Consider the following 25,691-nt stretch of genomic DNA (forward strand, 5'->3'; position numbering starts at 1 on the left):
CGGCCGGTTTCCAGCACTTGGCAAACGGGAAATAGGTCTGCTCCATAAAATACTGTTAAACGGCCGACCCCTGGTTTGGGACGGCCGTTTTTTGTGGTATTTTAGTCCGATTTTCTGAACCACCCTCCATGAAACACACCACCGCAATCCTGTGCCTGGGCCTCCTGCTCACGGCCTGCCAAAATCAAACCGAAACGAATATGGCCATAAACTACCCGGAAACTGCGAAAGTCGACACTGTGGACACCTATTTCGGCACGGAAGTGGCCGATCCTTACCGCTGGCTCGAAGACGACCGGAGCCCGGAAACCGAAGACTGGGTCCGGCGGCAGAACGCAGTCACCTTCGGGTACCTGGACGGCATCCCCTACCGGGAGGCCCTGCGCCAGCGACTTGAAAAGCTCTGGAATTACGAAAAGCTGGGCACCCCGTTCAAAGAGGGCGGGAAGACTTACTTCTACAAAAACGACGGGCTGCAGGACCAGTATGTCCTCTACCGCCAGGGGGAAACGGGCGACCCCGAGGTTTTCCTGGACCCGAACACCTTTTCGGAGGACGGCACCACCTCCCTGGCCGGCCTGAGCTTTACAGAAGACGGCTCCCGGGTAGCCTACTCCATCTCCGAGGGGGGCAGCGACTGGCGCAAGGTGATCGTCATGGACGCCGCCAGCCGGGAAATCATCGAAGACACCCTGGTGGACATCAAGTTCAGCGGGGTTTCCTGGAGGGGCAACGAGGGCTTCTACTACTCGAGCTACGACAAGCCGGAAGGCAGCGAGCTTTCGGCCAGGACGGACCAGCACAAGGTCTATTTCCACCAACTCGGGCAGCCGCAGGCCGGGGACCAGTTGATCTTTGGGGGCACCCCAGACCAAAAGCACCGCTATATCAGGGCCTCGGTGACGGAAGACCAGCGCTACCTGATCCTTTCGGCGGCCAATACGACTTCCGGCAATAAATTGTTTATCCAGGACCTGCAGGACCCTGGTTCCGGGTTGAAAACCATTGTCGGGGACGAGGAATCCGATAGCTATGTGATCGAAAATTCCGGGTCGAAACTCTATATTGTCACGGACCGGGACGCGCCGAACAAACGCATCGTCACGGTGGATGCGTCCGATCCGGGGCCGGAGAACTGGGTGGACTTTATCCCGGAAACCGAAAATGTTCTGAGCCCGAATACCGGGGGCGGTTACTTCTTTGCCGAATACATGGTGGACGCGATTTCCAAGGTCCTGCAATACGACTACCAGGGCAACCTGGTGCGCGAAGTGCCCCTGCCGGGGGTGGGCAGTGCCAGCGGCTTTGGCGGCAAAAAAGAAGAAAAAGAGTTTTACTTCTACTTTACCAACTACAACACCCCGGGATCCTCCTATAAGTACCACGTGGAAACCGGGGAATACGAGCTTTACTGGAAGCCGGACATCGATTTTAACCCGGACGACTACGTCTCCAACCAGGAGTTCTACGAGTCGGCCGACGGCACGCGGATCCCGATGATCATCACCCACAAAAAAGGCCTGGAAAAAAACGGGGACAACCCCACCATCCTCTACGGGTATGGCGGGTTTAACGTCAGCCTTACCCCGGGCTTCAGCACCTCGAATGCAGTCTGGCTGGAACAGGGCGGCATCTATGCGGTCCCGAATATCCGGGGGGGAGGCGAATACGGGAAAAAATGGCACGACGCGGGGACCAAGACAAGCAAGCAAAACGTGTTTGACGATTTTATCGCTGCGGCCGAATACCTGATTGCGGAAGGGTACACCTCCGCAGGCAAACTGGCCATCCGGGGCGGCTCCAACGGGGGGCTGCTCGTGGGGGCGGTCATGACCCAGCGTCCGGACCTCATGCAGGTGGCCCTGCCGGCCGTCGGGGTTTTGGATATGCTGCGCTACCACACCTTTACCGCCGGGGCCGGATGGTCCTATGACTACGGGACCTCGGAGGAGAGCGAGGAGATGTTCGAGTACCTGAAGGGATACTCGCCCCTGCACAACATCCGGGAGGGGGTCGCTTACCCGGCTACCCTGGTGACCACCGCAGACCACGACGACCGGGTAGTGCCCGCCCACAGCTTCAAATTCGCCGCCACGCTCCAGGAGAAACACGCTGGTGAAAACCCGGTGCTGATCCGCATTGAGACGAATGCGGGCCACGGGGCCGGCACACCCATCAGCAAGACCATTGAACAGTACGCCGATATTTTCGGGTTTACCTTCTACAATATGGGGTACGAGGAGTTGCCCAACCAGGCAGCACTCAAAGATTTCAAGGAATAACGATCAATAAAATACCTGAAAATCCGTTTCTTAAGAAGCGGATTTTTTTTGTTTATGCTGACAGTTGAATCTCTAAGTTTTGCCTATGAGTCGGAAACCGTCCTGGAGGACATCGGGTTCCAACTGGGCCGGGGTGAACTCATGGCAGTCATGGGCGAGAGCGGTTGCGGGAAAAGCACCCTGCTAAAGCTCATTTACGGGGAACTCCCCTTTGAGCAGGGAAGCATCCGGTGGAAGGACCACGCCATCAAGGGTCCGGCCTACCAGCTGTTGCCGGGTGCGCCTTTTATGAAGTACCTGGCCCAGGACTTCGACCTGATGCCCTTTATCAGCGTGGAGGAAAACATCGCCAAATTCCTGTCGGTACACTACCCGGAGGAAACGGCCCGCCGGACGGAGGAACTCCTGGAAACCATGGAGCTCACTGCCTACCGCGGCAAACAGGTGCGATACCTCAGCGGGGGCCAGCAGCAACGCGTGGCCCTGGCCCGGGTATTGGCCCAAAAGCCGGAACTGTTATTGCTGGACGAGCCCTTTGGACACATCGATCATTTCCGGCGGAACAAACTCCGCCGCAACCTGTTTGAATACCTGAAGCGGGAGGAGATCAGCTGCCTGTGCGCCACCCACGACCACAACGACGTGTTGCCCTTTGCCGACCGGGTGATGGTGCTGCGGGACCGGGAGATCCTGGACCTGCGCCCCACCCGGGAAATCTTTGAACAACCCGCCCGCCTCTATACGGCCTATCTGCTGGGCGAAGCCAACCTGATCCCGATCAATATCCTGAAATCCTACGCTTCCACCACCCGGAACATCATCGTCTATGCCCACGAGCTGCGCGTATCGCAAAAGTCCGGCCTGGAGGTCTCTGTGGAACACTCCTACTACATGGGCGGCTACTACCGGGTATATGGACGAATGGAAGGCGAAAAAGGGGTGTATTTCAATTCGGAAAAAGCCCTGGAGGCAGGGGAGAACATTTTCCTGAATGTTTCCCTGGAGACCATCAACAAGCGGTTGCCGATCTGATTCGTCAGGTCGTGGCCAGGGCCGCCAGGTCGGCGCCTACCTGACTGCCGATGGCAACCCCCATACCCCCGAGGCGGACCCCGCAAAATACGTGGGGGGACAGTTTTTGGACGATGGGCTTCTTACGGGAGCCCACGCCCATGATCCCGCTCCACCGTTGTGCTATCCGGACGGCCTGCCCGGGAAGGATAACCCTGTGCAACAGGTCTTCCAGGGCTTGTTGTATGCCGGGGGTCTGACCGAGGTCCGTGGTGGTTTCCCCGGGTTTGTCCAAATGGCGGCCGCCTCCCAGGAGTACGCGGTCGCCGACGTTTCGGAAGTAGAAATAGCCCCGGTCCAGGTGGAAGCTCCCGCGGAGGGCCAGCCCGGGTACGGGTTCTGTGATAAGTACCTGGCCCCGTGCAGGCTGCAGGTCCAGTCCGGTTTGCAGCCCGGCAAACCCGTTAGTCGCCAGCAGCAGGTTCGCCGCCTCAAATTCGAATGCGGAAGTCCGGATGCCTACCTGGTCCCCCAGGTCTTCAAACCCGGTTACCTCCACCCCGTTGAGCAAGCAAATGTCCGCCTCCCGGGCTTTGCCCAGCAGGGCCTGCATCATCCGGCCCGTATGGAGTTGTCCTTCCAACGGGTTGCAGACGGCGTCGGGCTGGATGCCGGCCATCCCAAATTCCCCCGGCCGGATTTCAAAGGCCGGCCGGCCGAAAACCGGTTGCAGCATCCGGTTGATTCGATCCATGGCCTCCAGGGCGTGCTCCTGCACCTCTTTATCCGCTTCCCGGAAAACCTCGTAGCCTCCGTACTGCCGGAAATCTATGGCCTGGTCGCCCAGCCGTTGGCGCAGCATCCGGATGCCCGTGAACCGGTTGGAAACCAGAGAGACAATTTCATCTTCCGTATGGGACTGCAAATCGTCCAGGATCTCGGTTAGGCTGCCAAAACAGGCAAAACCCGCATTGCGGGTGCTGGCTCCGGCGGGCAGGATGCCCCGTTCCAGAATGAGGATTTTGGCCCCGGGATGGCTTTTTCGAAGTTCCAGGGCACAACTCAGGCCGGTTATGCCGCTGCCCACCACGCAAAAATCCACGTCGGTAAGCCAGGATTCAATTTCCCAGTAGCTCGGGCTCATAGCGCGGTTCTTGCCGGTTTACGGGGCCGTGGATGGCTCCGTCAGTCGTCCTCGGAGGGCTCGGGTTGCATCTCGAAGTCCTCCATGAATTTGGTGGTGTAGTTCCCGGCCAGGTAATCCGGATGGTCCATAAGCTGGCGGTGGAACGGGATGGTCGTCTTGATGCCTTCGATTACGAATTCATCCAGGGCGCGCTTCATCTTGTTGATGGCCTCTTCCCGCGTCTGGGCCGTGGTGATCAGCTTGGCGATCATCGAATCGTAGTTGGGCGGAATGGTGTACCCGCTGTACACGTGGGTGTCCAGCCGGACACCGTGCCCGCCGGGCGTATGCAGCGTCGTGATCTTGCCCGGAGATGGACGAAACCCGTTGTAGGGGTCCTCCGCATTGATCCGGCATTCGATGGAGTGCAAGTTCGGGGTGTAATTTTTACCGGATATCGGCACGCCCCCTGCCACGAGGATCTGTTCGCGAATCAGGTCGTAATCGATAACCTGCTCGGTGATCGGGTGTTCAACCTGGATCCGCGTATTCATCTCCATAAAATAGAAGTTGCGGTGTTTGTCTACCAGGAATTCCACGGTCCCCGCCCCTTCGTATTTGATAAACTCGGCTGCGCGGACGGCTGCCTTCCCCATGGCATCCCGGAGTTTATCCGTCATAAAGGGAGAAGGGGTCTCCTCGGTGAGCTTCTGGTGGCGTCGCTGGATGGAGCAGTCCCGCTCGGAGAGGTGGCAGGCCTTGCCATACTGGTCGCCAACTACCTGGATCTCAATATGCCGGGGCTCCTCAATGAGCTTTTCCATATACATCCCCCCGTTGCCGAAGGCCGCTTCCGCTTCCTTGACGGCGCTCTCAAATTGTTTTACGAGCTCCTCCTCTTTCCAGATGGCACGCATACCCTTTCCGCCGCCGCCGGCAGTAGCCTTGATCATAACCGGATATCCCATTTTCTTGGCCACCTTCAGCGCGTGGTTCGCATCCTTCAGGAGGCCGTCGGAGCCGGGGATGGTAGGCACCCCGGCCTCTTTCATCGTCTGCTTGGCAGATGCCTTGTCCCCCATACGGTCGATCTGGTCGCCCGTCGCACCGATGAATTTGATCTCGTGTTCGGCGCAAATCCTGGAAAACTTGGAGTTCTCGGACAAAAAGCCGTAGCCCGGATGGATTGCATCCGCGTTGGTGATTTCCGCAGCCGCAATGATGTTCGGGATTTTCAGGTAGGACTGGTTACTCGGGGCCGGACCGATACAAACGGCTTCATCTGCAAACCGGACATGGAGGCTTTCCTCGTCGGCCTTGGAGTACACCGCGACCGTCTTGATACCCATCTCCTTGCAGGTGCGGATGATGCGCAGGGCAATCTCTCCGCGGTTGGCGATCAGAATCTTTTTAAACATAGTGCGCTTGTTGTCTGTTAGTTAATGCGAAACCCCGGTCTAAGACGGGTCGATCAGGAACAAGGGCTGGTCGAATTCTACCGGGGAGGAGTCGTCTACCAGTACTTTGACGACCTTTCCGGATACTTCCGATTCAATATCGTTGAAGAGCTTCATGGCCTCGATCACGCAAAGTACGTCGCCCTTGGAAATGCTGTCCCCGACTTCCACAAACGGGGGTTTGTCCGGGGAAGGTTTCCGGTAAAATGTCCCGATAATCGGCGACTTGATGGTGATGTACTTGGAATCGTCCCCTTCTTTCTTGGCATCTGCCTCTCCGGACGCGGCCGCCGGGGCCGGGGCGGGTGCTGCAGGCGGAGCCTGTTGCGGCATGGCAGGAGCCGCCATGGGAATTTGTTGCACATAAGTGGGTTCCCCATCCTTGTCGGATCCGGTGCGGATCGTGATCTTGATCTCATCCGTTTCGAGCTTCACTTCGCTGGCTCCGGATTTGGCCACGAACTTGATCAGACTTTGAATTTCTTTGATATCCATGGATTTCGGTTTAGTATAGTGTTCGGTTTTATGAATCGTAAGCCCAGGTCAGGTAGATGGCTCCCCACGTAAACCCTCCCCCAAACGCTGCAAATATAAGACTGTCGCCCTTTTTGAGCTGCTTTTCGTAATCGCTGAGCAGCAGCGGCAGCGTGGCAGACGTGGTATTTCCGTAGCGTTCGATGTTCATCATCACCTTTTCGGCCTCCAGGCCCATCCGGTGCGCCGTGGCATCGATAATGCGCTTATTGGCCTGGTGCGGCACCAGCCAGTCCACGTCCTCATGGGTGAGGTCGTTGCGTTCCATTACGAGTGCCGATACCTCGGCCATGTTGGAGACGGCAAACTTAAAGACCGACTTCCCGTCCTGGCGGACAAAGTGCTTTTTTTCGCGAACCGTTTCCTCCGTGGGGGGCATCAAGGAACCGCCCGCCTCGATCTTGAGGAACTGCCGTCCCTTACCGTCACTGCGAAGGTATTCGTCCTGCAAACCGAGCCCGTCTGGATTCGGCTCAAACAACACGGCACCTGCGCCGTCCCCGAAGATAATACATGTTGTCCGGTCTTCGTAATCGATGATCGAAGACATCTTGTCAGCTCCGATGAGCAGCACTTTCTTATAGCGCCCTGATTCGATATAGCGGGCTGCCGTGGACATGCCGTACAAAAAATTCGAACAGGCCGCCTGCAGGTCGTATGCAAAGGCGTTGACAGCCCCGATCTCCGAGGCCACATACACGGCCGTAGAGGCCACCGGCATATCCGGGGTGGCCGTTCCCACAATGACCATGTCGATCTCAGCCGGGTCGAGCCCCCGTTTCTCAATCAGGTCCTGGGCAGCCTTGATGGCCAAAAAGGAAGTCCCTTTATCCGGATCTTTGAGAATCCGGCGTTCCTTGATACCCGTTCGGGTGGTGATCCATTCGTCATTCGTGTCCACCAGGGTCTCCAGGATGGCATTGGTCAATCGGTATTCGGGAACATAGGCCCCCACAGCGGTAATCGCTGCCGTAATACTGCTCATGTAGTGCTGTTTTATCGCAAGGAACCCAAAAACGGTTCAAAATCGTTGAAAATTAAGGATTATTTGGAACTTTCTTCCAATAATCCGCCTTTTTCGGGCTTCTGCCGGGCATAAAAAAACTCCCACCTGGAAAAGTGAGAGTGTCTGTGCGGTTTGCGCTTTGGTTATACGGCTCCTTCTTCGGTCTTGTCTACCAGGACCTGGCCGCGGTAATAAAGCTTGCCTTCGTGCCAGTGGGCCCGGTGGTACAGGTGAACCTCTCCGGTTGTCGGATCCTTGGCCAGCGTCGGGTTGGTGGCTTTGTAGTGCGTACGCCGCTTATCCCTTCTGGTCTTGGAGATCTTTCTCTTAGGATGTGCCATGCTGTTATTTTTTGTCCGTTAATAAATTTCGTAATGCATCCCACCTGGGATCCGTATCGTCCTTTTGTTCGTTGTTTTCTTTTGGCTGCAATTCCTCGAGCTTGCGCAGTACTTCCGAGTCCAGGGTGCCGTCTGCCACCCCGGGGTGAATCCGTTTGGACGGCACGGCGAGCGCCAGCATTTCAAAAACGTACTGGGCGATATTGAACTGGTGCTCCCCTTGGGGCAGTACCAGGATCTCATCGTCCTCGTCGTTGAAAGCCTCCCCGAATTTCACAACCAGTTTCAGGTTGCCCGCCACCGGCTGGTCGAACGGTTCATTGGTGATGTCGCAATTGACGTGCACCGAACCGGTTGCCTGCATGGTGAGCTCCATCATGGTGCTCATCTTTTCGAGGACAGCGACGACCGCTATATCCGAAGCGTTGAATTCGTCGTAGTCAAAAGAATCAAAGAACGTATTGTCAATTTGATACTCAAAATGATGCTTCCCCTGCTTCAGACCCGAAAAAGGAATGTCGAATTCCTTGTTCTTCATCGTTCTCTCCATTCAATTAGGGCGTGCAAAGATATCTTTTTTTTGCGAAAACCCAATTATTCGATAAACTATTTCTGGCCCTCACGGCCCTTGCCAGAGCGCTTTAGTTTCTGCTTCTGAAGCGGGTTGCTGGTAAGCCGGTCGTACTCCCTCCGGTTGCGGAAAATACGAATCCCGGTGAAAACGGCTTCCGCAAAAGACGACGGGTCGGCCTTGCCTTTGCCGGCAATGTCATAGGCGGTGCCGTGGTCCGGGGAGGTGCGCACCCGGGACAGGCCCGCGGTAAAGTTCACCCCTTTCCCGAAAGCGAGCGTTTTAAACGGGATGAGGCCCTGGTCGTGGTAACAGGCCAGGATACCGTCAAATTCCCGGTAATTGTCCGAGGCGAAAAACGTGTCGGCGGCATAGGGGCCGAAGACGAGGTGCTTCCCGTCGGTGAGTTTCCTCAGTGCGGGCTTGAGCACTTCTTCGTCCTCCCGGCCAATCACTCCCTCGTCCCCGCTGTGCGGGTTGATGCCCAGCACGGCGATCCGGGGCCTGCGAATCGCAAAATCCCGTTTCAGGGATTCCTCCATGGCCTGCACCTTGGAATAAATCAATTTCTGGGTGATCAGGGCGGGGGCGTCCTTCACGGGCACGTGGTCGGTGAGCAACCCCACCTTCAGCCCTTCGGTCACCATGAACATCAGGCTTTCCCCTCCCAGTTCCCGGGCCAGGTAATCCGTGTGTCCCGGAAACCTGAACTGGTCGCTCTGGACGGTTTTCTTATCGATGGGGGCGGTGACTAACAGGTCGATGGCGCCATTTTTCAGGGCGTCCACCGCCGCCTGCAGCGACTGGATGGCGTATTCGCCCCCTGTCTGGCTGGCCCGGCCGAAGGGTACTTCCGGATGTTCTTTCCAAACGTTGACCACGTTGACCTTCCCCGGGATGGCCCCGGAAGCGTCCCCAACTCCCTGAAAGCCGATGTCCAGGCCAAAATGCGCCTTCTGGTGGGAAATGGTCTTGCCGGAGGCGAAGAATACGGGCGTGCAGAAATCGAGCATCCGCGGGTCCGAAAACGTCTTGAGGGCCACTTCACATCCAATGCCTCCCAGATCCCCAACTGATATCCCCACCTTAATTTGCTGCCCGTCGTCCTCCATGAATAGTGTACCTTTGTGCTGTTTGAAGCTGCCCAAAATTACTCAATTTAGCTGTACCATGTTTACCGGAATCATCGAAACCCTCGCCACCGTTACCCGGATCCAAAAGGACCGGTCAAACCTCGACATCACCCTGGAGTCGTCCCTGACCCCGGAACTCAAAATCGACCAAAGCCTGGCCCACAACGGGGTCTGCCTGACGGTGGTGGCCATAGAAGGGACTACCTATACCGTCACCGCCGTGGCCGAAACGCTCAGCCGCAGCAACCTGGGGGACCTCCGGGAAGGCGACCGGGTGAACCTGGAACGGGCCATGGTGCTGGGCGCCCGCCTGGACGGGCATATTGTCCAGGGGCACGTGGACCAGGTGGGCCGGTGCACCGGGGTTAGCCAACAGGACGGGAGCTGGATTTTCCGGTTTGACTACGAGCCGGGGCCGGGCCGCGTCACCATTGAGAAAGGGTCCATAACCGTGGACGGGGTGAGCCTGACCGTAGTGGACTCCTCCCCCGGCAGCTTCAGTGTTGCGATCATCCCCTATACCTACGAGCACACAAGATTCTGCGAATACGCCCCGGGCACCCGGGTGAACCTGGAATTCGATATGATTGGGAAGTACGTGGCCCGGCTGATGGAGCCGCACAGGCCGCAGGCCTGATAATCAGCTGCTCCCTGCATCGTGCCCGGAACCGGAAAAGATGTCGTTGCAAACCGATACGGCCGCGGTCAGACCTTGATAAAAATCTTTCTCCTGTAAAGCCACCAGCCGAGCAACAGGTAAAAGCCCATCACCGTCAACCCGTATAGCAGGGAGGAAAGCGCCAAAGGCAGGAATTCGTGTACATAGATATTCCGGAAGAGCCAGCCGTGGACACTGAGCCCTTCGTCCACCTGTATCTGATAGAAAAGGCTTGTCACAAAACTCGACAGGAAATACACCGTGATGGCATTCGCCCCGGCGTAGCGGAAAATACTCCCAAACTGCATCTTCTTCACATCTGTGAGATAGTAGATCAGCGCCAGCAACAGGTTGGCCCAGCCGGCCGTAACCAGGACAAAACTGCTGGTCCATAAAGCCTTGTTGACAGGGAAAACCAGGCCCCAGATGGAGCCGGCCGCCAACAGGGCCGCCCCGGCCAGCAGCATCCACTGCGTCTTGTTCGCCCGGTCCGAGACGAGCACCCGCCCCGTAAAGATGCCCAGAAGGGCCGAGGTGATGGCCGGCAACGTGCTCAACAGGCCCTCCGGGTCGTAATCCGGCTTATAGGTGTGGCTCCCGAATACGTGGACATCGATATAGTTGGCCCAGTTGTTGGGCACCCGCTCCAGGGAAGGCGGCTCGCCCCCGAGGGGAATAAATGCCATCCAGACCCAGTATCCCAGCAGGATCACCACGGTTATGGCCAGGAGCGTCTTGTAATTCGTATGCAAAAACAAGAGGGCGGCGGCAAAGAATACCACCCCGATCCGCTGCAGCACCCCGGGGAAGCGGATCTCGCTGAAAGGTTCAAAAAACGGCGGCTCCACGGTAAAGGCCCCCAGGAAGATGCCGAGTAAAATCAGTTTGAGGGTCCGGACGACGATCTTGCGGTGCGTAGCCGCATCGGGTTGCTTGTTGCGGTAGGCGAAGACAATAGACGTCCCGACGATAAACAGGAAAAACGGGAAGACCAGGTCCGTGGGCGTATATCCGTGCCAATCCGCATGGCGAAAAGGGGCGTAGACGGCCTCCCAGGTCCCCGGGGTGTTTACCAGGATCATTAGGGCAATGGTGAGCCCCCGGAATATGTCGACCGAGACAATGCGTTCTTTCATGGCTTTGGTTTGTTTTTCTGGGTTGGTTCTCTCTCTTTAATCGTTGTTCCGGACCGTCACAAATTGGCGGGAAAACTGGCTGAATGATTATAAAATATCCCCCTTAAGCGACTTCCAGACCCGGGCCAGTAATAATGCTGCCACCACTACCGCTGCCGTCAGCCCGGAGGCCAGACCGTAATTTCCGTAGATCCAGTTCCCCGTGGCGAACATACAGCCATAGACCAATACGCAGCCCAGCAGCATGGCGAGGATGCCGGAGGGCACCGTCCATTTTTTGCCCCCGTCCACAATGGCCGTATCCTCTGCCCGCGCCTGGTTGACGATTTTCCGCCAGCCGGGGCCCCCGGGTTGCGTTTTTTTATAAAAGCTGTAAAGGACTTCCTTTTTTTCCGGCGGGGTCAGCAGGGTGGCTACCAACCAGACCGCGGTGACCACCAGGACAATCACGATGAATCGCGACCAGCCAGGCAACGCCCCGGGTACAAAAACCCCGGCAGCATCCGTATAGCCGAACAGCGTCTCGGAGGCATCCGAAAACGTCAGGAACAGGCTCACAAAAGCCGCCGCAAACATCACGGATATTTCGCTCCAGGCATTGATCCGCCACCAGAACCACCGGAGGATATAAACCAGTCCGGTCCCTGCCCCGAACATGAGCAGGATCTCGAATAGCTGGATGGCGTTGTTCAGCAGCAGCGCCAAAATGGCACTGGCCACCATCAGCACGACGGTGGACAACCGGCCGATGTTCACGAGCTCCTTCTCGGAGGCGTCCTTTCGCACGGTTTGCTTATAGAAGTCGTTGACCAGGTAGGACGACCCCCAGTTGAGCTGGGTGGAAATCGTACTCATATACGCTGCGCCCAGCGAGGCCAGGACGAGGCCCAGCAGCCCGCTGGGCAACTTGGTGAGCATGGCGGAGTACGCCAGGTCGTGGCCCAGTTTGCTCTCCTCGATATGGGGGAAGGCCTCGTGGATGGAGGCGATGTCCGGATAGACCACCAGGGAGGCCAGGGCCACCAAAATCCAGGGCCAGGGCCGGAGCGCATAGTGCATGATATTGAAAAAGAAGGTAGAGGCCACGGCGTGGTTCTCGTTCTTGGCGGCAAGCATCCGCTGGGCGATGTACCCCCCGCCCCCGGGTTCGGCCCCGGGGTACCAGGAACTCCACCACTGTACCGCCAGGGGAATGATCAATATGGCGATCAGGGCTTCGGTGTCCGAGAAATCCGGGAGGATGGAAAGTTTGCCGGCCACGTTCTCGTGGTTGATCAGCTGGGTAATCCCGCCCACCTCGGGCAGGTTCACCAGGTAATACGAAGCCCAGATGGCGCCGATCATCGCGGCGAAAAACAACACGAAATCCGTGTAGACGACTCCGCGAAAGCCCCCGATGGCACTGAAAGTCACCGTAATGACCCCGCCGATGAGCAGGGTCTGCACGGAAGACAACCCGAGCATGATCCCGCCGATTTTGATAGCCGCCAGGTGGACGGCCGCCAGGGTGATGATGTTGAAAAACAGCCCGAGGTAGATAGACCGGAAACCCCGCAGGAACTTGGCCGGTTTTCCCCCGTAGCGGAGTTCGTAAAACTCCATGTCTGTGAGCACTTCGGATTTCCGCCAGAGCTTGGCATAGACGAAAACAGTGAGGAGGCCGGTGAGGAGGAAGGCCCACCAGACCCAGTTGCCGGAAACCCCGTTGTTCCGGACGATGTCCGTTACCAGATTCGGGGTATCCGTGGAAAAGGTGGTGGCCACCATCGAAAATCCCAGGAGCCACCAGGGCATACTGCGGCCGGAAAGGAAATACTCTGCGGTGTTTTTGCCGGACCGTTTGGAAACGACGATCCCGATGGTCAGTACGATTGCGAAGAACCCGATGATCAGGGCGTAATCCAGGGAGCTGAGCTGCATAGTTTGGTTATGGTTAGGGCTAAATATATTATTTTTTGGGATACCTTTGAGGTACTTGCACCAACCAATGCCCCAGGACCTCCTCTTTTCCGATCTGACCCTCACCGCCTGGTTGCTCGCCCTGCTGGCGATTTTTATCCAGGGGCTTTCCAAAGCGGGCATCAAAGGCACCGCCGTCCTGTCGGTTACCGTCCTGGCCCTGGCCCTGGGAGCGCGCCAATCCACCGGCCTGCTGGTCCCTATTTTGGTGGTTGGAGACATCTTTGCCGTCATCTACTACCACCGCCATACCCGTTGGTCCTATATCATCAAATTCCTCCCCTGGATGATCGGGGGGATCCTTATCGGCGTCTGGGTGGGGAAGGACCTGCCAGAAACCCTGTTTAAATGGGCCATGGCCGCCATCATCATCGGGAGTGTGGGGGTCATGGCCTGGTGGGACCTCAGGAAGTCCCAGCGCGTCCCCACCCATTGGGCCTTTGGGGGCTTCGTGGGGATTCTCGCAGGGTTTACCACCATGATCGGCAACCTGGCAGGTGCGTTCTCCAATATCTACTTCCTGGCCATGCGCCTCCCGAAAAACGAATTTATCGGCACCGCCGCCTGGCTCTTCCTGATCATCAATGTCTTTAAACTCCCCTTCCACATCTTCGTCTGGAAAACGATCGATGCGGAGGCCCTGAAAATCAGCCTGGGGCTCCTGCCCGGACTGGCGCTGGGCCTGCTCGCCGGCATCTGGCTGGTCCGACGAATCCGGGAAGGCTTTTTCCGCCGGCTGATCCTGATCCTTACCGCCGCGGGCGCCGTACTCATCCTCTTGCGATAAAAGCTGGTTTTATTACTGCAATTCTATTTTTCAAACGGGGTTTAGTCCTCTGCAGGGGAGGGTCACTCCTTTGCCGGCGGGGATTACTCCGAAAATTCCAGGCGTGCCAGGACGGGGAAGTGGTCCGACGGGAACCCGAGGCCGGTAAACTCCGAGAGGATGGCATGGCTGCGGACCGTGAAATCCCCGGGGCCGGTAAAGATATAATCGATACGGCGGGTAACCGGCTGGGTGCAATCGAACCCGTTGAAGGTGCCAGGCGGGCCATAGGCGGCCTGCCCGGCTTGGTCAAAGGCATCGTCCATGGAATCGGCGAGCTGGCGGATGGGGGCCGAATCCGGTTCCAGGTTCAGGTCGCCCATCAGCACCACCGGGAGCCCCGCGGCGTTTACCCGGGCTATCTGCCGGAGGATCAAACTGACGCTTTCCCTGCGGGCTGCCTTCCCCACGTGGTCGAAATGCGTATTGAACAGGTAAAATTCCCTACCGCTGGGCCGGTGCCGGAAACGGCCGTAGGTGCAAACGCGGTTCAGGGCAGCATCCCAGCCCTTGGAGGGTACCTCCGGGGTTTCGGAGAGCCAGAACGTTTCCTCCTCCAGCAGCTCCAATTGCCCGGTGTTGTAGAACACTGCCGTGTGTTCCCCCTGCTCGTCCCCCTGGTCGCGGCCTTTGCCAAAAAAGGCATATCCCTCCAGCGCTACTTCCATATCCCGCAACTGGTGGAGGAGTCCTTCCTGGGTACCCACCACGTCCGGGGCGTGGTATGCGATTTGGGCAATGAGAAATTCCTTCCGCTGATCCCAGCTGTCGCGGCCGTCCGCAGGGTTGTCGTAGCGGATGTTGTAGGACATGGCGGTTAGCTCCTGAGCGTTAGCCGTTGGACTACTTAACAGAAAAGCCATGGAGAGCAGCAGTACGGATGGGAGGCGAAGTGATCTCTTCATTTTTTATGCGAAAAAAGCCAGGGCAGCAATTCCGGTTCGGCAAAGGCGTAATCCCAACTATTGTGGTTCACCCGATCGTAAAGCGTGAACCCCGGCCGGGCTCCCGCATCGAATAGCTTATTGACCATGTGCAGGGAGTGATCCGGGGCCACCACCTGGTCGACGGCCCCGTGAAAAATCCAGAGGGGTACCTTATCCGCATAACCCGCCACGGTTTCCGGGTCGCCGGCCCCGCAAATGGGTACGGCCGCCGCAAAGACATCCGGGAGGCGGTGCAGCAATTCAAAGGTCCCCATTCCCCCCATGGAGAGGCCCATGATGTAGATTCTCGTGTTGTCCACATACGGCAATCTGCGGTATGAATCCAGCAGTTCCATCACCAGGCCCAGGGACCGGGTAGGCCCCTTTTCGTATTGGAAGTCGAGTCCGATGGGATAGGATGACCGATCCACTTCCACCTGTGCCCAATAATCGCCGGATGCGCACTGTGGCGCCAGGACGATGGCAGGAAAGGCCGACCGGTTGATCGGGCTTGTAAACAAGCTGCTGCCGTGGGTGAGCTGTTTCTCGTTGTCCGATCCGCGTTCCCCCGCCCCGTGAAGGAAGAGTACTACCGGGTATTCTTCCGTCGGGTCGAAGTGCTCCGGCATCAACAGGCGGTAATTCAGGGTGTCCGCGCCCTGAATAAATCTTTTCTTTTCATATGGGGATTCCATTTGTGCCCCGGCTGTAAACCCGGCTAGCAGGAGTAAGCCCGCAATCCATTTGTTAATTTCCATAGTTGAAACCCAATTTATCGAGTCCGTTGCGCACGTCCTGGTTCCGCATGAACAAATCCCACAACAGCCCGGTGCGATAGTTTTCTATCATAACAATAATCGGCCCCTGGTCGATAGCCAGGTAGGCATCTGCAACCCAGAATCCGTAGTGGGGGCTGAAAGCGTCATAAAACCCTGCGGGGCCCAGTAGCCGGTCCTTATGACTGTAAAAGTAATGCAAGGCCCGTAACGATTCCTCCGGCGTATACGGGATGGAGGAAATAGCGGCCGTTGGGGAAATGACCCCCGTGTCGTTAGACGGGCTGTGGGCACTGTATCCGATCCCTCCGTCTTCATTCCGGGTATAACTGGCCGTCAGGCCCCAGCAATCCGGACCATAATCTACGAAGTTTTTCGGATTTTCCAGACAGTACTGGTAATTTACCCGGACATGGTTTTCCGCGGCCGTGCCGTAATCCCCATAGGCGTCTCGCAGTCCCCTGGGGTCGAGGCCCAGGTAGGAATAATGCGCCCAGAAAAGCGGTCCGCCCCGGGACGGGTTGCCGCTATGCCGGAATACGAGGGGGTAGTTGTAGGCCGTCGGACCCGGGGCAATGGCGCCGTCTCGGGCCCAGCCCTGTGAATATACCTCCCGGTCAATAGAAAAATCCGGGGAGGCTGCGGCGAGCACATACGCGATAAGGGTTTCGTTATAACCGGTAAGGGGCAGATTAATGGCAAAATCGTACTGCGGGCTCCAATGCCAGTAGAGTACCTGTTCCCCATTTGTAAACCAGTTCCATTCCACGCTTTTCCAGAGGGCATCTGCCTGGGCTGCGAGGGCTTTTTCCCGATCGCTGCCGCTTTTAAAATATTCCGAGACACATATCAGCCCCTGGGCCAAAAAGGCCGTCTCCACCAGGTCCGCCCCATTATCCATGGTGCTGAATGGCCGGACCGTTCCGTCCATGCCGTCAAGCCAATGGGGCCACGCCCCGTGAAACCGATCCGCCGATTCAAAAAAATCGAGAATTTGCTCCAACCGGCCAACCGCGGCTTCCCGACTAACAAAACCGCGTTCAATCCCCACCAGGATTGCCATCAGCCCAAATCCCGAACCGCCGGTGGTGACAGTATTCGGGTCATTGGATAGGTCTTCCGGGTGATAGCGCTCCCTTGCAGCACCCGAGTTGGCTTCTGCATAGTCCCAGAAATAGGCAAAGGTGGTCTCCTGGGTCAGGGTCAGCAATTCCTCGTCCGATATAGCCGGAACTTCCGACCCCGGTTCCTCAGGTTCGGGGGGTAGTTGCGACTCCCCTGTAGGCCCTCCTGAGGTATCTTTACTACAGGCCGCAAGCAGGAGTGCGAACCAGATCGTGAGCAGCCACCGCATTATTCCGACTGGATTTTCGGAGAGGAGAATCCCAGATTCAACAGGCCCTTGCGCACCTCGGCATGCTCCATAAACAAATTCCACAGCAAACCGCTCCGATAGTTCTCAATCATGACCGGGATAGGTCCCTGGTCGATGGCCAGATATCGTGGAACGTACCAGTTTTCGGCTTCACTGAAGGCGTCGTAGGGGCCAAACCGGCCAATCAGGCTGTCGTGGTCTTTGTACAGGTGCCGGAGAAACGCCATGCTTTCATCCGGGGTGTAGGGCATGGAGGATAAAGCGGCCGTGGGCGATATGACCCCCGGATCCATCCCGGGTCGGTGCCCGGCGTACCCTTTCATCGAATAGCTCGAGGTCAGGCCCCAGCAATCCGTACCATACCCCTGGTGGCCTTCCGGATTGTCTACACAATACAGGTAGTGGATGCGGGCGTGGTTGCTGGTCAGGTCCCAATACGAACCAAAGCCGTCCTCCAGGCCGCGGGGATCCAACCCGAGGTAGGAATAATGGGCCCAAAATAGCGGGCCCACTGGGGCATCGCTGTGCTCGTAGTGGTCCTGGACGGTTGGCAGGCCGTAATAGACGGTATCGTTAGCGATAGCCCCTCCCCGGGCCCATCCGTTTGTATACACTTCTTTTCCTACGGGGTGGGTGGGCGACGCCGCAGCCAGTACGTACATGATCAGCGCTTCGTTATATCCGCCCACGGGGAAGTTCATTTCCCATTCGTATTCCGGCGACCAATGCCAGTAGAGGACGGATTCGCCTTTCGTATACCAATCCCATTCAACGCCCTCCCACAGGGCCTGGATCCGTTCCACCAGCTGGCGCTCACGCTCTGTACCCCCGCGAAAATACTCCTGGACGGTAAGCAGGCCCTGTACGAGGAATGCTGTTTCCACCAGGTCGCCCCCGTTGTCTTTTTGGCTGAAGGGGGCCACAGACCCATCGGGATTGAGCCAGTGGGGCCACGCCCCGTGGAATCTGTCGGCCATTTCGAGGAAACCAATTGCCTGTTCAAAGCGCTCCAGGGCTTGATCGCGGGTAATGAAGCCGCGTTCAACCCCCACCAGGATGGCCATCAGACCAAAACCGGATCCGCCGATGGTTATAATATCTTTATGGTGTGTAGGATAAATGCTATCCATGTGGATGCGCTCCCGGGCAAGGCCGGAAATCGGTTCGGCGCCCTCCCAGAAATAATTGAAAGTCTGCCGTTGGACCGAATCGAGCAACTTGCTGTCGGCCGTTGTAATTCCGGTTTTATTATCCGGCTGCGTCTGCAGCGAATTGTCGGCCTTGGGGCCGTTGCATCCCGTTACTAAAAACACAACAGCCCCGAAAACCAACTCTCTAACTAACTTCATAAACTAACTAAATCAAACTATTCCGCAAACGTTTGCCCTCCGGTCCGGAAGCCCTATCCGGGCCCTGCGGAAGGCAGGGATGCGTTCCAAAAGATTACATATTCATATTGGCCTGCACTTCCTCCTGGGTGAGCGCCTTGTTGTAAAAGCGCAGCTCATCCAGGTAGCTCAGATCGGCCAGATGGCCCCATTCATTGAATCGCGGGTCGCCGGATCCAATACTGAAGAAGTCGCACCCGCTCCAGTCAATCCCAGAAATGCCGTTGCTGGCAGCCACTTCCCCGTTGATATAGACCACCGCCTCGGACTCTGAAATTGTGAAGGCAAAATGTACCCACTGCGTGTCCGTGGCGGGATCAAGGGCAGCATTGTCTCCACCGTCTACCCAAACCTCACCGTCCCCGGTGCCTACATTGAGTTTGAATACCTGGCGGGTGGCATCCCCTTCGCGGAAGAACCGGAACCCATTGGTCCGAAGGTTTTGGGTGTCCGGATACCCGGCGTTTTCTGTGTCTTCCGGGCTGATGACCAGAATCCCTGCCCGGGTGGGATCGGCATTCATTTTATACCAGAAGGTAGCACTGAAGGTGGACGCGGTCAATCCGGATGCAGGGACGGTCAGGTAAGAGTCTGCAGCTCCTGCGTAGGCATCCGTGCCGCCGGCTGCTTCCCCTGCGAATCCGGGCATGCCTTCAACCGTTGGGGAGACGCCTCCGACCAGGTCGTTATACGACCCATTGAACGGGAGATAGAAAACTTCCCCTTCTGCCGGTGCGTACCCACCACCGTAAACCTCCATCACCTCTTCCGGCGTGAGTTCCTTGCTGTAAAAGCGGAGTTCATCCATACTACTGGCGTCGGACAAGTGATTCCAATAGCTGAAGGTGGGCCCGCCGGCCCCGATCACAAAGTCGCCCACCCCGGTCCAGTCTATGGGGGCAGACAGGGCCGCCGAATTGACAGGCTGGCCGTTGAAGTAAATGACGCTTTCATCCGGCCCGATGGTAAAGGCGACATGCACCCATTCCCCGGCCGTGACGTCGATCACATCCCCGTCGTTCCAGCTTTCGCCCCCGCCGGTACCTACGTTTAGCTTGATGCGCTGCTCCGTGGCGGAACCCTCGCGGAACAGGCGGAAGCCCTGGTTGCGGTCTGTTTCGTCATCCCCGATTACCAGGATCCCTGCGCGGTCCGGGTCGGCGTTGACCTTATACCAAAAAGATGCGCTGAAAGAACTGCTGGTAAGCCCGTCCGACGGATAGGTCAGGTAGGAATCCGCCGCTCCGGAAAACGCCTGGCTGCCTTCCTGACTGTCGTCCGTAAACCCGGGCGACCCGGTCTGGGAAGCGGCCTGGCTGCCAACCAGGTCAATGTAATCCCCGTCAAAGGGCATATAAAGGGATTCCCCCGGGAACGTCGGGATATAGGGATTGATCGCATTGATCATGATCTGGATATCCGTTGCCGTCAGGGCCTTGTCGAATATCCGCAATTCATCGATGGCCGAGTAGTCCGATTTATGGTCCCAGTAATCAAAGGTGGGCCCGCCAGCCCCGATGTAGAGGGTTTCCGCACCTGCCCAGTCGATAGGCGCGGACAGGGTGGCCGAAAGCATTTCCACCCCGTTGAAATAGATGGTGGTTTCGGTAGCCGAGATGGAGAAGGCGACATGCACCCATTGACCGGCAGTCACGTCGATCACGCCTCCGTCATTCCAGCTTTCACCTGTTCCCGTCCCCACGTTGAGTTTGATGCGCTGCTCATCCGCAGATCCCTCCCGGAACAGGCGGAAGCCCTGATTCCGGTCCGTATCGTCGCTGACGATGAGGATGCCGGCCCGGTCCGGGCTGCTGTCTACCTTGTACCAGAATGCGGCGCTGAACTCCTGGTTTTTGAGGCCGTCCATCGGGAAGGTTAGGTAGGAATCCTCAGCCCCTGAGTAGGCGGACGGCCCTACATAGGCCTCCTCGGAAAATCCGGGGTCCCCCACCACTTCGGCCTCCTGAAAGCTAATCAGGTCCATATAGTTGCCGTCGAAGGGCATGTAAAATCTTTCATTGGCAAACTGGGCCTGGTAGGGAGGAGATTTGCTGAAGTTTATTTCCTCGGTTGATGTCTTTCCGTCGATGTCGGTAGCTACCACCCGGAGCGTGTGGTCCCCATCTTCCAGTTGGTCGTATGTAAATTCCTCAAGGAAGATCCGGTAGTCCTTAAACGAGTTGAAAAAGGCGATCTGCTCCCCGTCGAGGAAGACGCGCACCTCAGCGATTTCGATGTCGTCGGTGACCTCCAGGTCGATGGTGAGCGAGGTAACCTCCTCGAAAACCTGGATCTCCACGCCTTCCGCCGGAGCGTGAATTGTAATTTGCGGCGCAGAGGCATCCGCTCCGGGATCCACTCTGGTAATCGGGTCGATCCCTTCCTCGCAGGACACCGCGAAAAGGCCGGTCAGTAGGGCTATAAAATAAAATGCGTTTTTCATCTTGAGTCGTTTAGTTAGTTATTCTCCGCCCAACGGGAGGGCATCCACCTGCGCCTGCGGATAGGGGAGCAATTCGTCCTCAGGCGAAAAGGTGCGGCCGTCGTAGCTGAGCTCCGCGTAATTGTCCAGACGGATCATATCGTAGTAGCGAATCCCCCATTCCATGCCGAGCTCAGCGAGTTTCTCCTCCATTACCTGATCGGCCGTCACCCCCGTAAGAGGGGGCATTTCCGCCCGGGCGCGCACCAGGTTCACCGCCTCATCCGCGGATAAGCCGGAGGGGTTCGCCCCCCGCGTTACAGCTTCGGCATACATTAAAAGTATCTCGGCGTACCGGATACAGATGAGGTTTTTGCCCCCGCCGTAATCGTTACGGCCCGGGGTGAGCTGCACGGACGGGAGGTAGTGTTTCCCGCTGGCAAACAATGCCCTGGGATAGTCCTCAATTACATCTCCGTCCCGGGTGGTATTCGAGACAAACGCAGGCAGGGTGGCGTAATCCGGGTCGGCCTGGATTTCGGCGATGCCCCGGTCGGTAAAGAGTACGCTGGTTTCCAGCCGGACGGTTTCGCCCCGGTCCAGCATCAGCTTGATAAACTTCATGCTGGGTTCGTAAAAGCCCCAGCCCCCGGATGCGTTCTCCCGGGCAGGCGTCCAGTTCTGCGGGCCAAAAGGTGCATACAGGTGGTAAAAGGTATCCCCGGTTTCCTGGCCAAAATCGGAGAATTGCATTTCCAGGATATTTTCGGAACTGAGTTCCCCGGGTTTTTTAAACAACTGGTAGTAGTCCGGGTAAAGTTCAAAGGTGCCCGAATTAATAATTGCGGCCGATGCGTCGGCAACGGCCTGGTAGTTGCCGAGCTCCAGGTTGGCCATCGCCTTGAGGGCGTAAGCCGTATACCGGGTAACCCCCCCGGGAATATCCGGCCGATCTGCCGGATGGACGGCAGGCAGGTCCGGGATGGCTTCATCCATCAGGTCTGAAATATACTGCATCACTTCATCCTTGGAAGCGACGCCCTTCTCAATCTCCTTTGTGGGCTGGGCGGTTTCAATGATGAATACGTCCCCCCAAACCCGGGCCAGGTTAAAGTGGAGCCAGCCGCGCAACACCTTGGTTTCGGCTACGTACTGGTCCGCCAGGTCGTAGTCGGACGGGTCCGCGAATTCGCGGTACTGGAGGATCTGATCCATGGCATTGTTCATGTTGACGATATCCCGGTAATGGATTTGCCACAGGGAATTGTACATCCAATAATCCTTGTTGTAATTGTACAGGTCGGTTTCCGCGAAGTCCTGCTGGTCGCCAAGGCCGCCCGCGTTCACATCGTCCCCGCGCACGCTCAGCAATAGGGGTTCCTCCCAGCCCCGGGTGGCAAATTCGTAGTACGCCCCCACCAGCGGGTCGATCATATTTTCAGTGGCCGTGTAATCCACATCGGCCGTGTTGAGCTGGCCTTCCTGTTCGTACAGGCGGTCCGTACAGGAGTACGCCGCCAGGAGCACTACCAGCGCCGGCGCACAAATTCTAAATAGTTTCTCTCTGGTATTCATCTTGCAATTTTTTAAAATTTAACGTTCACTCCCAGGGTGTAGACGGCTGGCACCGGATACGTCTGCCGGTCCACGCCATCGGGCACTTCGGGGTTAAACCCATTATAGTCGAAGAAGGTAAATGGCCGTTCGGCCGTCAGGGTGAGCTTGGTGTCCGGCATATTCCCGCCCAGTTTATCACCCAGGATGGTGTACGATAATTGGATGTTCTGGATTCGGAAAAAATCCCCGTCTTCCACCCAGAAGTTGCTGAGCCGTTGGTTCCAGCCTTTACGCAGGCCGGCGGACGAGGGATAGGTGTTGCTGGTGCCTTCTCCGTGCCAGCGGTTGATGGCCAGGTCGGCATCCATATTCGTGTCGTTGGTAAAAATGACCTCCCCCCTTTTCCGGTTGAGGATCTGGTTACCAATCTGTCCGTAGAAGTTCATCGAAAACCCCCAGTTGCGATAATCCACCCCCACATTGCCGCCAAAGGTAAAATCCGGAAGGATGGAGCCGATGATCACGCGGTCGTCATCATCGATGATATTGTCCCCGTTCTGGTCCTTGTAGATCAGGTCCCCGGGGACGACATCCGCCGATGTTACTGCCGGGTCGGCTTCAATTTGCGCCTGGTTCTGGTAAACCCCGGTGGTCTCATACCCGTAGAAGGCGAAGAGCGGACCACCCAGCTGCGTGCGCTGGCGGAATTCCGCCGTCCCTCCGTCGATATACCCCGGGTCGGGCAACTGGGTGGCCTTGTTTTTTAAGGTAGTGAAATTGGCGCCAATCGTATAATTAAAATCATCACTTACCTGTTTCGTCCAGTTGAGGTTGAGTTCCAGCCCCTGGTTTCGGATTACCCCTGCATTTGTGTCGACAAATAGGTTGACGATCGGAACAAAGACGGGCAGGATGGCATTCTCCGTATCCCGAATGTAGTAATCCGCATCCAGCGACAACTGGTTGTCGAAGAATACCGCATTCAGCCCAAAATTCATCTCTTCGATAACCTCCCAGGTATTGTTGGAAAATACGTTTGTGGATACCACCCCTTCTGCAGGCTGGTCGTCCAGGGCAGCCTGGATAACCTGGATGGTATTGGAGCCGGCACTGGCGCTGACATTGTCATTACCGAGCTTCCCCCAGCTGGCGCGCAATTTCAGGAAATCGAAAACGCTATTGTTCTCCATAAAGGGTTCCTGCGAAATAACCCATCCGGCCCCCACCGAAGGGAAATACCCCCAGGGATCCAGGGTAAACTTGGAAGAACCGTCGGCCCGCATGGTTGCGTACAGGAGGTACCGGTCCTTAAAGTCGTAGGAAACCCGACCGAAAAAGGAGAGCCCGTAGAACCGGTTTCCGCTTTCGCCTACATTGTTGATAAAGGATTCCCCGTTGGCAAAATCCAGGAACCATGAAGTTTCCAGGTCAATCCCCGTGATGTCCTGCCCCGTGGCCCGGAAGGTATTGCGCGATTCATCCCGGTAGGACGACCCGAGCAGAACCGTGAGGTCGTGGTCCCCGTAGGAATCCGTATAGGTGATCGTATTGTCCCAGATTTGATTGGAGAAGTTGTTCTGCACCCGGGTAATCTGGGAGATGCGTTCCACATTGTTGCCCAACAGGTAAGGCAGGTTGACATACCGCTCCTCCAGGGAGGAAAAATCGTGGTTGTATGTGGACTTGTAATTGACTTTGCCGTCAAAGAAGAACATCTGCAGGTAAACGCTCGTAAGGATCTTCCGGATCTTCAACCGGTTGTTGTTGAATTCCATATCCGGGAACGGGTTTTGCGTGCCCCGGTATCCCAGGAGCTGGGCATTGGAGTATGGCGTTGGGTCGGCTGCAGTATTCAACGGGTCGATAACCGGTATGATCGGCACTGCAAAATACGCCTTGAACCAGGCAGAATTCTCCGGGCGGTATTGGGTGGCATTACTGAAAATATTATTTACCCCTACCTTAATATTGTCGCTCAAATTGGCATCTACCTTGGCGCGGATATTGAAACGCTCGTATTCATTCTTCATATCCAGCAGGCCCTCCTGGGAAAAGTAGTTGGTCCCCAGGGAATAGGAGACGTTCTCCCCGCCTCCCGTCGCACTCAGGCTGTGGTTCTGAATAATCCCCTGGCGCATGATCTCGTCGTACCAGTCTGTATTGACATCCGGGATGTTCGGGTTCACCCGGCTCCTGCCGTACCGCTGCATGGCGTTGAGTACAAACTGGACATCGGCGGCCGATCCCGATTCGTTGGCCATGGTCACAAACTGTTCGGCATTGGCCATTTTTACCACATTCTGTGCTACCTGCACCCCGGTATACCCGTCGTATTCAATTACCGGTTTCTGATTCAGGGCGCCGTCTTTGGTCTCGATGATTATGACCCCGTTAGCCGCACGCACGCCATAGATTGCGGAGGAAGATGCATCCTTCAGCACGTTTACCGTTTTAATATCCTTGGGGTTGAGGAAGTCGATGTTGCTGTAGAACATCCCGTCCACCACATAGAGTACATTCGTGGCATCCCCGTAGGTGCCCACACCCCGGATGCGGACCGTGGGGGAATCACCCGGGGACCCGGCACTGACTATTTGAACCCCGGAAACCTTGCCCTGCAAGGATTGCATGACGTTAGCCGCCGGCGTTTTCTCAATTTCTTCCGCTTTAACGGTTGCAATTGACCCGGTAAGATCGGATTTCTTCTGCGTGCCGTATCCGATGACTACCACCTCGTCCAGGGCCTGGGTATCTTCCTGAAGCGTTAACGAAATGTCCGTCCGGCCGTCTACCGAAATTTCCTGGGTGGAAAACCCGATATAGCTGAAAATCAGAATAGCATCCGGTTGAACTCCGCTCAATTCGTAGTTTCCGTCAAAATCCGTCTGGGTTCCCTTGGTAGTCCCTTTGACTACCACACTTGCCCCTGGCAGGGGTCCCATGGCGTCGGAGACGGTTCCCGTTACATTTATCCCCTGTTGCGCACGGGCCCCGAAGAACGTCAGCAAAAGACAAATCAGCAATAATTGCTTGCCTATTTTCATAATTATTCAATAATTGAGTTAGATTTCTACTAAATTATCAAATTTGATTCCGGGACAGGTAAGAAATAAACTCTTCATGAATACAACAGGATTTCAACTGGCGATAATGCCCGCTATGCGGCGTCTCCCGGAGTCACCTCAACAGAAAAAGAAAGCATATTTT

General features: G+C 56.7%; 20 protein-coding genes. 4 read left to right on the forward strand and 16 right to left on the reverse strand.

Annotated elements, in window-relative coordinates:
- The first annotated feature begins 128 nt into the window (after nucleotides 1-128).
- A complete protein-coding gene (locus AC3DKS_RS10125) occupies nucleotides 129-2,282 on the forward strand; it encodes a prolyl oligopeptidase family serine peptidase (protein ID WP_474731685.1) in 2,154 nt (717 codons plus the stop codon).
- Between the two features lie 54 nt (nucleotides 2,283-2,336).
- A complete protein-coding gene (locus tag AC3DKS_RS10130) occupies nucleotides 2,337-3,314 on the forward strand; it encodes an ABC transporter ATP-binding protein (RefSeq protein WP_474731683.1) in 978 nt (325 codons plus the stop codon).
- A gap of 4 nt (nucleotides 3,315-3,318) precedes the next feature.
- Here AC3DKS_RS10130 and AC3DKS_RS10135 read toward each other — a convergent pair whose 3' ends face one another.
- The 7 genes from AC3DKS_RS10135 to pdxA all read right to left on the reverse strand — a co-directional run bounded on the left by AC3DKS_RS10135 (nucleotide 3,319) and on the right by pdxA (nucleotide 9,440).
- On the reverse strand, nucleotides 3,319-4,437 hold the full coding sequence (locus AC3DKS_RS10135) for an NAD(P)/FAD-dependent oxidoreductase (protein ID WP_474731682.1): 1,119 nt from the start codon (nucleotides 4,435-4,437) through the stop codon (nucleotides 3,319-3,321).
- Between the two features lie 41 nt (nucleotides 4,438-4,478).
- Nucleotides 4,479-5,837, reverse strand: a complete 1,359-nt coding sequence (gene accC, locus AC3DKS_RS10140) for an acetyl-CoA carboxylase biotin carboxylase subunit (protein ID WP_015753459.1) — start codon at nucleotides 5,835-5,837, stop codon at nucleotides 4,479-4,481.
- A 39-nt stretch (nucleotides 5,838-5,876) separates the two neighbouring features.
- Nucleotides 5,877-6,371, reverse strand: a complete 495-nt coding sequence (gene accB, locus AC3DKS_RS10145) for an acetyl-CoA carboxylase biotin carboxyl carrier protein (RefSeq protein WP_015753458.1) — start codon at nucleotides 6,369-6,371, stop codon at nucleotides 5,877-5,879.
- Nucleotides 6,372-6,399: 28 nt separating this feature from the next.
- Nucleotides 6,400-7,395, reverse strand: a complete 996-nt coding sequence (locus tag AC3DKS_RS10150) for a beta-ketoacyl-ACP synthase III (protein WP_272606974.1) — start codon at nucleotides 7,393-7,395, stop codon at nucleotides 6,400-6,402.
- Between the two features lie 164 nt (nucleotides 7,396-7,559).
- Nucleotides 7,560-7,757: a 50S ribosomal protein L32 gene (gene rpmF, locus AC3DKS_RS10155; RefSeq protein ID WP_015753456.1), complete on the reverse strand. Its 198-nt coding sequence runs from the start codon at nucleotides 7,755-7,757 to the stop codon at nucleotides 7,560-7,562.
- 4 nt (nucleotides 7,758-7,761) lie between these two features.
- Nucleotides 7,762-8,295 carry a YceD family protein gene (locus tag AC3DKS_RS10160; RefSeq protein WP_474731681.1) on the reverse strand — a complete coding sequence of 178 codons (534 nt, stop codon included), beginning with the start codon at nucleotides 8,293-8,295 and terminating at the stop codon, nucleotides 7,762-7,764.
- Between the two features lie 68 nt (nucleotides 8,296-8,363).
- Complete coding sequence (gene pdxA / locus AC3DKS_RS10165) at nucleotides 8,364-9,440, reverse strand: 4-hydroxythreonine-4-phosphate dehydrogenase PdxA (RefSeq protein WP_474731719.1); 1,077 nt, start codon at nucleotides 9,438-9,440, stop codon at nucleotides 8,364-8,366.
- 58 nt (nucleotides 9,441-9,498) lie between these two features.
- On the opposite strand from pdxA, the gene AC3DKS_RS10170 reads away from it, so the two are divergent.
- A complete protein-coding gene (locus tag AC3DKS_RS10170) occupies nucleotides 9,499-10,098 on the forward strand; it encodes a riboflavin synthase (RefSeq protein ID WP_474731680.1) in 600 nt (199 codons plus the stop codon).
- Nucleotides 10,099-10,166: 68 nt separating this feature from the next.
- Here AC3DKS_RS10170 and AC3DKS_RS10175 read toward each other — a convergent pair whose 3' ends face one another.
- Nucleotides 10,167-11,255, reverse strand: coding sequence for an acyltransferase family protein (locus AC3DKS_RS10175; protein WP_474731678.1), 1,089 nt, complete (start codon nucleotides 11,253-11,255; stop codon nucleotides 10,167-10,169).
- 87 nt (nucleotides 11,256-11,342) lie between these two features.
- Nucleotides 11,343-13,175, reverse strand: coding sequence for a sodium:solute symporter family protein (locus AC3DKS_RS10180; RefSeq protein ID WP_015753451.1), 1,833 nt, complete (start codon nucleotides 13,173-13,175; stop codon nucleotides 11,343-11,345).
- Between the two features lie 67 nt (nucleotides 13,176-13,242).
- On the opposite strand from AC3DKS_RS10180, the gene AC3DKS_RS10185 reads away from it, so the two are divergent.
- Nucleotides 13,243-14,001, forward strand: a complete 759-nt coding sequence (locus AC3DKS_RS10185) for a sulfite exporter TauE/SafE family protein (RefSeq protein WP_015753450.1) — start codon at nucleotides 13,243-13,245, stop codon at nucleotides 13,999-14,001.
- 83 nt (nucleotides 14,002-14,084) lie between these two features.
- Here AC3DKS_RS10185 and AC3DKS_RS10190 read toward each other — a convergent pair whose 3' ends face one another.
- The 7 genes from AC3DKS_RS10190 to AC3DKS_RS10220 all read right to left on the reverse strand — a co-directional run bounded on the left by AC3DKS_RS10190 (nucleotide 14,085) and on the right by AC3DKS_RS10220 (nucleotide 25,528).
- Nucleotides 14,085-14,945, reverse strand: a complete 861-nt coding sequence (locus AC3DKS_RS10190; RefSeq protein ID WP_474731677.1) for an endonuclease/exonuclease/phosphatase family protein — start codon at nucleotides 14,943-14,945, stop codon at nucleotides 14,085-14,087.
- Entirely contained in the window at nucleotides 14,942-15,724 is a 783-nt protein-coding gene (locus tag AC3DKS_RS10195) for a carboxylesterase family protein (protein ID WP_474731675.1), read from the reverse strand. Before AC3DKS_RS10195 ends, AC3DKS_RS10190 begins: the two co-directional genes overlap by 4 nt.
- Nucleotides 15,714-17,096, reverse strand: coding sequence for a glucoamylase family protein (locus AC3DKS_RS10200; RefSeq protein ID WP_474731673.1), 1,383 nt, complete (start codon nucleotides 17,094-17,096; stop codon nucleotides 15,714-15,716). The genes AC3DKS_RS10195 and AC3DKS_RS10200 overlap by 11 nt, the downstream gene beginning before the upstream one ends.
- The gene (locus tag AC3DKS_RS10205; protein WP_041326972.1) at nucleotides 17,096-18,466 is read right to left on the reverse strand and encodes a glucoamylase family protein; all 1,371 of its coding nucleotides are present in this window, start codon (nucleotides 18,464-18,466) and stop codon (nucleotides 17,096-17,098) included. The genes AC3DKS_RS10200 and AC3DKS_RS10205 overlap by 1 nt, the downstream gene beginning before the upstream one ends.
- 94 nt (nucleotides 18,467-18,560) lie before the next feature.
- Nucleotides 18,561-20,948, reverse strand: coding sequence for a LamG-like jellyroll fold domain-containing protein (locus AC3DKS_RS10210; protein ID WP_272606971.1), 2,388 nt, complete (start codon nucleotides 20,946-20,948; stop codon nucleotides 18,561-18,563).
- An 18-nt stretch (nucleotides 20,949-20,966) separates the two neighbouring features.
- Nucleotides 20,967-22,502 (reverse strand): RagB/SusD family nutrient uptake outer membrane protein, encoded by a 1,536-nt coding sequence (locus AC3DKS_RS10215; protein ID WP_041326971.1) that lies wholly within the window; start codon nucleotides 22,500-22,502, stop codon nucleotides 20,967-20,969.
- Nucleotides 22,503-22,513: 11 nt separating this feature from the next.
- Complete coding sequence (locus AC3DKS_RS10220) at nucleotides 22,514-25,528, reverse strand: SusC/RagA family TonB-linked outer membrane protein (RefSeq protein ID WP_015753443.1); 3,015 nt, start codon at nucleotides 25,526-25,528, stop codon at nucleotides 22,514-22,516.
- Nucleotides 25,529-25,691: the final 163 nt, after the last annotated feature.

Source organism: Robiginitalea sp. (assembly GCF_982776155.1).

What these genes read in the sequence shown, in the direction of transcription:
- AC3DKS_RS10125 (WP_474731685.1), top strand. Translation starts at nt 129, where the DNA reads ATGAAACACACCACCGCAATCCTGTGCCTGGGCCTCCTGCTCACGGCC.
- AC3DKS_RS10130 (WP_474731683.1), top strand. Translation starts at nt 2,337, where the DNA reads ATGCTGACAGTTGAATCTCTAAGTTTTGCCTATGAGTCGGAAACCGTC.
- AC3DKS_RS10135 (WP_474731682.1), bottom strand. Translation starts at nt 4,437, where the DNA reads ATGAGCCCGAGCTACTGGGAAATTGAATCCTGGCTTACCGACGTGGAT.
- accC (WP_015753459.1), bottom strand. Translation starts at nt 5,837, where the DNA reads ATGTTTAAAAAGATTCTGATCGCCAACCGCGGAGAGATTGCCCTGCGC.
- accB (WP_015753458.1), bottom strand. Translation starts at nt 6,371, where the DNA reads ATGGATATCAAAGAAATTCAAAGTCTGATCAAGTTCGTGGCCAAATCC.
- AC3DKS_RS10150 (WP_272606974.1), bottom strand. Translation starts at nt 7,395, where the DNA reads ATGAGCAGTATTACGGCAGCGATTACCGCTGTGGGGGCCTATGTTCCC.
- rpmF (WP_015753456.1), bottom strand. Translation starts at nt 7,757, where the DNA reads ATGGCACATCCTAAGAGAAAGATCTCCAAGACCAGAAGGGATAAGCGG.
- AC3DKS_RS10160 (WP_474731681.1), bottom strand. Translation starts at nt 8,295, where the DNA reads ATGAAGAACAAGGAATTCGACATTCCTTTTTCGGGTCTGAAGCAGGGG.
- pdxA (WP_474731719.1), bottom strand. Translation starts at nt 9,440, where the DNA reads ATGGAGGACGACGGGCAGCAAATTAAGGTGGGGATATCAGTTGGGGAT.
- AC3DKS_RS10170 (WP_474731680.1), top strand. Translation starts at nt 9,499, where the DNA reads ATGTTTACCGGAATCATCGAAACCCTCGCCACCGTTACCCGGATCCAA.
- AC3DKS_RS10175 (WP_474731678.1), bottom strand. Translation starts at nt 11,255, where the DNA reads ATGAAAGAACGCATTGTCTCGGTCGACATATTCCGGGGGCTCACCATT.
- AC3DKS_RS10180 (WP_015753451.1), bottom strand. Translation starts at nt 13,175, where the DNA reads ATGCAGCTCAGCTCCCTGGATTACGCCCTGATCATCGGGTTCTTCGCA.
- AC3DKS_RS10185 (WP_015753450.1), top strand. Translation starts at nt 13,243, where the DNA reads ATGCCCCAGGACCTCCTCTTTTCCGATCTGACCCTCACCGCCTGGTTG.
- AC3DKS_RS10190 (WP_474731677.1), bottom strand. Translation starts at nt 14,945, where the DNA reads ATGAAGAGATCACTTCGCCTCCCATCCGTACTGCTGCTCTCCATGGCT.
- AC3DKS_RS10195 (WP_474731675.1), bottom strand. Translation starts at nt 15,724, where the DNA reads ATGGAAATTAACAAATGGATTGCGGGCTTACTCCTGCTAGCCGGGTTT.
- AC3DKS_RS10200 (WP_474731673.1), bottom strand. Translation starts at nt 17,096, where the DNA reads ATGCGGTGGCTGCTCACGATCTGGTTCGCACTCCTGCTTGCGGCCTGT.
- AC3DKS_RS10205 (WP_041326972.1), bottom strand. Translation starts at nt 18,466, where the DNA reads ATGAAGTTAGTTAGAGAGTTGGTTTTCGGGGCTGTTGTGTTTTTAGTA.
- AC3DKS_RS10210 (WP_272606971.1), bottom strand. Translation starts at nt 20,948, where the DNA reads ATGAAAAACGCATTTTATTTTATAGCCCTACTGACCGGCCTTTTCGCG.
- AC3DKS_RS10215 (WP_041326971.1), bottom strand. Translation starts at nt 22,502, where the DNA reads ATGAATACCAGAGAGAAACTATTTAGAATTTGTGCGCCGGCGCTGGTA.
- AC3DKS_RS10220 (WP_015753443.1), bottom strand. Translation starts at nt 25,528, where the DNA reads ATGAAAATAGGCAAGCAATTATTGCTGATTTGTCTTTTGCTGACGTTC.